4 protein-coding genes and 1 pseudogene are annotated in these 7,651 nt (G+C 52.8%); 4 read left to right on the forward strand and 1 reads right to left on the reverse strand.

Going from position 1 to position 7,651, the window contains the following annotated elements:
• The 4 genes and pseudogenes from AC2TC0_RS16010 to AC2TC0_RS16025 all read left to right on the forward strand — a co-directional run.
• Nucleotides 1-243, forward strand: a pseudogene (locus AC2TC0_RS16010) (hypothetical protein); the annotation flags it as partial.
• A gap of 567 nt (nucleotides 244-810) precedes the next feature.
• Nucleotides 811-1,371: a hypothetical protein gene (locus AC2TC0_RS16015; RefSeq protein ID WP_484718449.1), complete on the forward strand. Its 561-nt coding sequence runs from the start codon at nucleotides 811-813 to the stop codon at nucleotides 1,369-1,371.
• A 46-nt stretch (nucleotides 1,372-1,417) separates the two neighbouring features.
• Entirely contained in the window at nucleotides 1,418-1,762 is a 345-nt protein-coding gene (locus AC2TC0_RS16020) for a hypothetical protein (protein ID WP_484718450.1), read from the forward strand.
• Nucleotides 1,763-2,111: 349 nt separating this feature from the next.
• Nucleotides 2,112-6,380, forward strand: a complete 4,269-nt coding sequence (locus tag AC2TC0_RS16025; protein WP_484718451.1) for an RHS repeat-associated core domain-containing protein — start codon at nucleotides 2,112-2,114, stop codon at nucleotides 6,378-6,380.
• Nucleotides 6,381-6,719: 339 nt separating this feature from the next.
• Here the strand turns inward: AC2TC0_RS16025 and AC2TC0_RS16030 are convergent, their stop codons facing one another.
• A complete protein-coding gene (locus tag AC2TC0_RS16030) occupies nucleotides 6,720-7,553 on the reverse strand; it encodes a hypothetical protein (RefSeq protein WP_484718452.1) in 834 nt (277 codons plus the stop codon).
• Nucleotides 7,554-7,651 lie beyond the last annotated feature (98 nt).

Consider the following 7,651-nt stretch of genomic DNA (forward strand, 5'->3'; position numbering starts at 1 on the left):
ACCCGCGCCGAGACCAAAGCTGCGTTTGGGGTGTCGGGCAAGCTTGAGGCGCGGGCACTTTATGCCGAAATGCCGGGCGGAACTTTGCGACTAAGTGGGCGCATCGGCAGCCGCGGCGAAGGCGGCACGACCGAGACCGCGCTTGCGTTCGTGGCGATCGGTACGATCGCCTTTGTGGTCACCGGCAAGAGCGCGGAGATACCTGCGGGCACCGAGCTCGTCGCGCGGATTGGGTCGCGATAGGTATTGCTTGATGCCGGCTCCATTGGCGGCCGATGAAATGCTTTCCTACACCGAAACTCAATGCCATGCTTTGATCATGCACAATCGGGATCCCCAATCGCGCGACTGGGCGCTGGCTATCGAGTTTTGGTTCGCGAGCCTATTGGTTGGCGGGGCGNCCGAAACTCAATGCCATGCTTTGATCATGCACAATCGGGATCCCCAATCGCGCGACTGGGCGCTGGCTATCGAGTTTTGGTTCGCGAGCCTATTGGTTGGCGGGGCGTTTATCGCTGGGGCGTGGCAGGCACTCGCGTACCTGATTTAGAACCTGCGGCCGCGATTGAAAGCCCGACTTGTATGCACACCTTGTCGAGGCGATCGCCCGAAATCTTAAGTTTTTCTCACCGTTCTCGAAGCTTTCCAGCGCAATTTAGATCTCAAAAAAACGTCTCAAACGCGCAGCGACTAGGCTTGAATTTCTCATCTTTCACATAACGATAAAATGCTTCTTTCGACCACGGCATGTCACGAGAGTGACATCATCTGATTGCTACTCCTATTGCGAAGAACGCAGGGGGCAGCAGGATGATGCGAGTCTGTTTAGCCGCAATTTTTAGCTTATTGGGGTTGCCTTCGTTAATCTCGTCCGATGCGCTCGCGCAGGTAACGACGACCTACACGTACGATGCGCTAGGCCGTCTCGTCGCCACGTCAAACACCGGGTCAACTAACAATGGGTTGACCGCCTCCGTGGGTTATGACTCGGCAGGAAACCGCAGCTCGTACAGCGTAACCGGAGCAGGTGGCGGCGGCACGCCGTGTGCCCTGGCGGCTTACAACGTCGAGGGAACTGACGAATTTACGCTCTATCCGGGCGTCCAAAAGACCAGCACGTGTTCAGAAGCGATTACGGTGGCCATGACTGTACAGAAAGTCTCTGGTACTGGGCAGTATGATGTCGGTTCACTGGTAGGAGGGCCAATAATAGGCCCGAGCGATCAATACAAGCTCGTCCCCATATACCCCTATTACAACACCGTGCCAGCTAATGAACCGCTCGTTCTCAGTGTAACCTGGACAGTTGTTTCAGGAAACGCCACCATTTCACCATCGCAAGGTTTGGTGACAATATATACTTCAAATTGAATTGACAATGCGTCTAATGTTTTAACAATGTGTTCAGGAGCATTGCATGATGCGTCGTATCTCAATCATTTTCTGCACGGTCGCACTGGCTTGTATTGCTCCCGTCCCGCAAGGCTCGAAGGTGGCCGCCCAGTCGGCGCAAAGTTGCATGAGCAGAATGACGCAAGGAAAGCCAGGTGGCGATCACGCGATTATCTTGGCAGCGCCACCCGAGAAAATTCAGGCGTTGAAGGCTCGAGGATTTGTCGGCAGTCCGTGCAAGAAACGTAAGGATATGGCCGAGAAATCCAAGGGTCAGATGTGCGCCTTGGCAGAGCGTACCACACATGAAGTCGATGCAGAGTTTGTTCGCATCTATGGCGTAACACCTCGCGAGATTTGTGATCTGTGAACAGTTCTGACGAACGAAAATCTTTTATTGGACCAGTCAATCATGCTGGAGCACATCGCGTAGCGTCAGATCAAGGCGCCGTTGAATCACATCATATTGTACTTACGAGATATTCTTTTCGTGGAACAATGACTTGAAAAGTTTCGTGCAAGATCCACAATTTTCAAGCTGGTGAGCCAGCAATAAACAAGCGTCATCGAATATTTTTCATATATTTGACAGGGGAATGGCAATGCGGAAGGCAAAGTCTCGTTGTACTCTTCTTTTCACAGCGAGTGTTCTTTCCATTGCGTCAATGGGCGTTCAGGACGCACTTGCGCAAAGCGTCCCTCCTCCCGTGCGATCCACAGTGGACGAGTTTGGAGTCAATGTTTCCAGCGGCGCATTTTCTACAGCCCAGGACATTGCCAGCATCGGTCCTGAGAGCGATGGCCTTAACTTTAAGCATATGTGGGAGAATGACCGCTGGCGGAACAACTATATTGGCTTCGTGAAGGATTTTGGTGGTCAGGTTTTCGTGGTCAGCGGCGGAGCAACCACTACGTTTACAGCCGACAACGGCACATATATCTCCGATCAGGGTCGCGGCGCGACACTGGTCCTTACCGGTGCGACTTATGGCTATGATGGTAGCGGCAACCTCACCTTGTCTGGTGGAACATTCACTTTTACATCTGCAGATGGGACGGTTAGCACCTTCATAATCAGCGGAGCAGGCGACAAATATTACTATTATTTTCGCCAATATGATGCCGTGACGACCCCGGTTTCATCGATTCAATATCCCAATGGCCGGAAACTCACGTTTCACTACAACAATACGTCGGTCTCCGTAAGCGGAGCCCCACCGATCGTTCGAACGCGTTTGAAGTCAGTTCGATCAAGCGATGGCTATCAGATCTTTCTCACCTATCAGTCAAACTCGTTCAGCCCCACAACGCTCGACTGGACTGCGCTCTCGAATGTAAGAGCTATCAATAACGCGTTTGACTACTGCAATCCCACCGCAAGCACATGCACTGGCTTCACGCAAACATGGCCAAATTCCAATGTCGCTGAATCGTCGAGCGGTACCCTACGGTACATGAATTTTACGGACTCGCTCGGACGAACAACGCGTTACACAGTCGATAGTTATTCTTCCAGGCTGGTCGGCATCAAGCCTCCAGCATCATCGGCCGATAATGTTGCCATCCAAAGCTACGGCGTTGGTTCTCCGGCCGCGTCATTCGGGCGGGTGTCAAGCGTTACGACCGCGGGCGTCACTCGGTCGTACAATTGGCAGTTGGATAGTGTGTCAGGGATTTGGACGCTGACGTCAAACGACAGCCTGGGTCGCCTACGGACTGTAACGTCAGATGGGAGCGGGCTTATATATAGTGATAAAGACGCGCTCAATCGTTCCTATACCTATCTTTATGACGCAAGTGGTCGCCTCGAGCGAGTAACGTCGCCTGAAGGCAATTACACCCAGATGAGCTACGATGCGCGGGGGAACATTACCGTTCGCCGAAATGTGGCCAAACCTGGTTCTGGTCTTGCCGATATCGTTCAGACTTGGAATTTCGATCCTATTTGCACCAACGTCATTGTCTGCAATCAACCGATCAGCAGCGTCGATCCAATGGGTGGTCAAACTGATTATACCTATGACCCCGTTCATGGTGGCCTTGTAACTGTCACAGCGCCAGCGCCAACCGTCGGAGCAACGAGACCTCAGACACGTATCACATACGGCGGCATGCAGGCCTATTATAAGGTTTCGGGAAGCGCCATAGTCGCGTCTGGCGTTACCACTTATTTGCCTATGACGACGTCCGAGTGTCAGAATAATGCAAGCTGCGGTGGAACCGCCGATGAGATCAAAACGACGATCAGCTATGGCCCACAAACAACTGGTGTTGCGAACAATCTGTTGCCCGTTTCAATCACGAACGGGGCGGGTGACAATTCACTGACGACCATTACCAACCTGACCTACGACGCGGCCCGTAATCTGCTGACCACGGACGGTCCTCTGCCGGGCGCCGACGATACAACGCGCATGCGTTACAATTCCGAGCGTCAGCTCATAGGTGTCGTAGGGCCCGACCCAGACGGAGCAGGGCCACGACCGCATTTGGCGCAGCGTATCACCCTCAATTCGAATGGCCAACCGACCCTCGCTGAAGTTGGTACAGTGACAGCCCAGACGGATGCTGCGTGGAGCGGGTTTTCAAGCCAACAACAGCTGGCAACCACATACGATACCAACGCTCTGCCTATCAAAACGGAACTGAAATCTGGAGCAACGATCTATCAGGTTGCACAGACCAGTTATGATGCATCCGGTCGTGTAATCTGTTCTGCAGAGCGAATGGACCCCGCTCAATGGGCTTCCCAAACCGATGCATGCGTGCCGCAAACAAGTGGACCGACCGGGCCTGATCGCATCACCAAAGTCAACTATGACGCCGCCGATCAAGTGACGTCGGTGCAAATGGGTGTGGGGACTTCGGTCCAGATAACTGACGTTAGCTCAACCTACACTCTAAATGGGCAGGTCGAATCGGTTACCGACGCCAAGAACAACAGTACAACGAATGTTTTCGACGGCCATGACCGGTTGGTGCAGATGCGCATGCCTGTGGCTGCGTCGGGTGCCGGAAGCAGTTCTACGACTGATTTCGAGGGCTACACCTATGATGCCAATGGCAATGTGACGCAGTTGACGCTGCGCGGCGGCGCTGTGGTTAACTTCACCTACGACAAGCTCAATCGCCTAACCTTTAAAGATGCGCCTCCCACCGGTGTCTATTTTGACCAAGATGTCAGCTATCAATACGACCTGCTTGGCCGCGTCAATCAGGCGGTTGGCAATGGGACGTTTGTGAATGCGCGTAGTTATGACGCTTTGGGGCGCGTCACACAGGAGCAAAATTACGGTGGGACGACGAGCTACAGCTATGATCTGGCGCAGCGCCGCAGCCGACAAAGTTGGTCGGATGGCTTCTTTGTTGATTATATTCATGATGTTACCGGAAAAACTATCGACATCCGAGAAAATGGAGTCACCTCAGGTGTCGGCTTGCTCGCACGATACAGCTACGACAGCCTCGGTCGGCCGAGTGCAATTGCATTCGGAAACGGCTCTAACAAAAGCTTCGCTTATGACCCGGTTTCGCGGTTGACGGGTTTGACCGTTGATCTGGCAGGAACCGGTGCCGACCAGAACATAACACTTGCCTATAATCCGGCGAACCAGATTGTCTCAGCCACGCGGTCAAATAGTGCCTTCGCTTGGTCCGCTGCCGTCAATGTCAACCGCAGTTACACCTCTAATGGTCTCAATCAATACAGCGTCGCTGGAAGTATCACCCCGACATATGACAATCGCGGTAATTTGAGTCTGTCGGACGGCGCGAGTTATACGTACACCTCTGACAATATGTTGGCATCCGCCTCCAATGGTACGTTGCTGGGATATGAACCACTCGGACGCGAACTTTTTCAGGTTACACAGGGAAGTAACGACACCCGGTTCACCTGGGCGGGCTCCCGGTTGATGGCGGAGGTCAATGGCGGGACTGGCCAAATCATTAGGCGCTATGTTCACGCACCGGGATTGGACGCCCCAATAGTGTGGTATGAAGGCAGCGGCACCAGCGATCGTCGCTTTCTCGCCGGTGACGAGCGCGGCAGTGTCATCGGATATTCGGATAGCACCGGGAGCGTTATGCAAATCAACAGCTACGATGAATTTGGTATCCCTGCACCGAGCAATTCAGGGCGCTTTCAATATACTGGTCAGATGTGGATTCCCGAGCTACTGCTCTATCATTACCGAGCGCGGACTTATTCCCCTACTCTCGGGCGGTTCATGCAGACCGATCCGATTGGCTATGGCGACGGAATGAACATGTACCGTTACGCTGGCAATGATCCCATCAATCGGATCGATCCAAGTGGGATGGTGGAAATCGTTGTGACAGCCCAATTAGGAACGCCCTCATTTGCTGACATTGTTGTTTCCGGGAAGCGAAATTCCGATCCGTTTGGCGACGCGGTCAGGTATAGGATGAAGAGTTATGACAGGAACTGCAATCGTAGTATTATGACCTTTTTGGATGATCTGGACAGGTGCGGCGACACAAATTACGCTGAAAAGGTTAGAGGGAGCCTGGCCTACCCTGCGGCCAAACCAGACGCATCTTGTCCGATTCCACCAAAAAGTCGCCCTGTCGGTTCAGCAGGCACCTTGGCTGGGGGAGCCTGGTTCGGAGTTTCGAGCGGCTTCGTGGCCGGTGTAGATGTCTACCGTAGCGAAGCGAATTCGTTCGCCAATCGCCGTTATCCAACATTGGCTGGTCAAGGAGATGTAAAGGATGCAAGCCGCCATTTCCATCTGGCATTTCATTTGGGCAGGATGCTTGGGCCTGCCAAAGCTATGTACATTCTTAATTCAATTGAAGTTGTCGGTGCTAATCCGACCTCTCATCAATTGATGGATACGTATAACAACCACGTGGCCGTTATGATGTCGCAGCAAAAAAGATTTCATGGCAAACCGATAGGCAGCGCTTTTGATATCGCATTAAAAGGAAACTGTCTAATAACAAATCATAAAAAAGCGAAATAAGGAGTGTTAAATTTGCCTTACTCAGACAAAAATAGCCGACTTTTTGGCGCATTCATTGCAATGGGATTCATTGCTATATTTATACTATCTTTCTTTTTCATTTTGTATTATAATTTTGGCGACTGGTAGTTATATAATAAAATATTTGTAGATTTGTTTTGCAAATATTTTCATAATATTTCCAAGGTAAATTCTTTTATAAATTTAAAAATTAATCTACTTTTGTTCCAACAAGATTAATTATTTCAATTAAATATAAACCTATCGTCGATTCCATAAAATATAAAGAGATTAGATAAAAAATAAAAAATCGTATTATAGAGATCCATGCTTGCCACTCTATTGCAATACCACATTTTTTATTAAACGGTAGTTTGGCTGTCCGCCAATCCCATCGCTCGTTTGCACGGTAATGGGCCTTCCTACCAATGCTCTTCGGAATGCGCTCAAAAGGGCGGGCGTAATGGCATTCAAAAATTCTACATCCAGCACCATTCCGCCCGGTGATACGCGAACGCGCATATCCACCGTTCCGCGCGCATTCGGATAGCGTCGCTTCACCTCGGCAATCGCCGCCTGCAGCTGGGCCTCATCTATGCCATCCGGCCTAATGCTCGCCGACGGCCGCCACCTCGGCGACGCCCCGGCATAGGGGTCATAAGCTCCCACCCCGCCACTCCCAACGCCGCTGGTGCTACCACCAACTCCGGCTCCGCTAACGCCATTGCTTTTGGCAGCGCCCTGACGCGCCGGCCCCAACCGCGGTACCCGCGCCACGCGCCATTCGGGCGGGGACACCGGCGTCGGCGTGCTGGTCTCAATTGGCGATGGCGGGACGGGTGCCTGTGCGACCTCCAGGGCCGGCGATGCAGCCGCACCCGCACTCGCGAGCTCAGTCATTTGCTCGGGCGCGATCAGCTGCAGCACAAGCGGATAGCGATCGACCATTTGCGGCAGCGCGACCTGCGTAATCCCAGCCAGTGCCGCCAGCACCGACACGGCAACGGCACTCGCCAGCACCAGCCCAAACGGGCGTTCGAGCCGCCAACGCGCCGACCGCTCCTGCATTTTGATAAGCCAAGCGGGAGCAGCAAAGCCCAGCACCAACGGTCGATACACAGCGAGCGGCGGCGGCGTGCCACTCTGCCACTGCTCGACCGGGGCAAAGGCCATGGTTGATGCCTCCATTTCGCAAGGGAGCAGGGCTTTGCCGCTTTCCCTAGGGTCCGCTTTTTGGCAGGGTTTGCCGGTGGATACCAGCATCATCCTTG

It is taken from the genome of Sphingopyxis sp. sgz302558 (assembly GCF_057220455.1).

What these genes read in the sequence shown, in the direction of transcription:
- AC2TC0_RS16020 (WP_484718450.1), top strand. Translation starts at nt 1,418, where the DNA reads ATGATGCGTCGTATCTCAATCATTTTCTGCACGGTCGCACTGGCTTGT.
- AC2TC0_RS16015 (WP_484718449.1), top strand. Translation starts at nt 811, where the DNA reads ATGATGCGAGTCTGTTTAGCCGCAATTTTTAGCTTATTGGGGTTGCCT.
- AC2TC0_RS16030 (WP_484718452.1), bottom strand. Translation starts at nt 7,553, where the DNA reads ATGGCCTTTGCCCCGGTCGAGCAGTGGCAGAGTGGCACGCCGCCGCCG.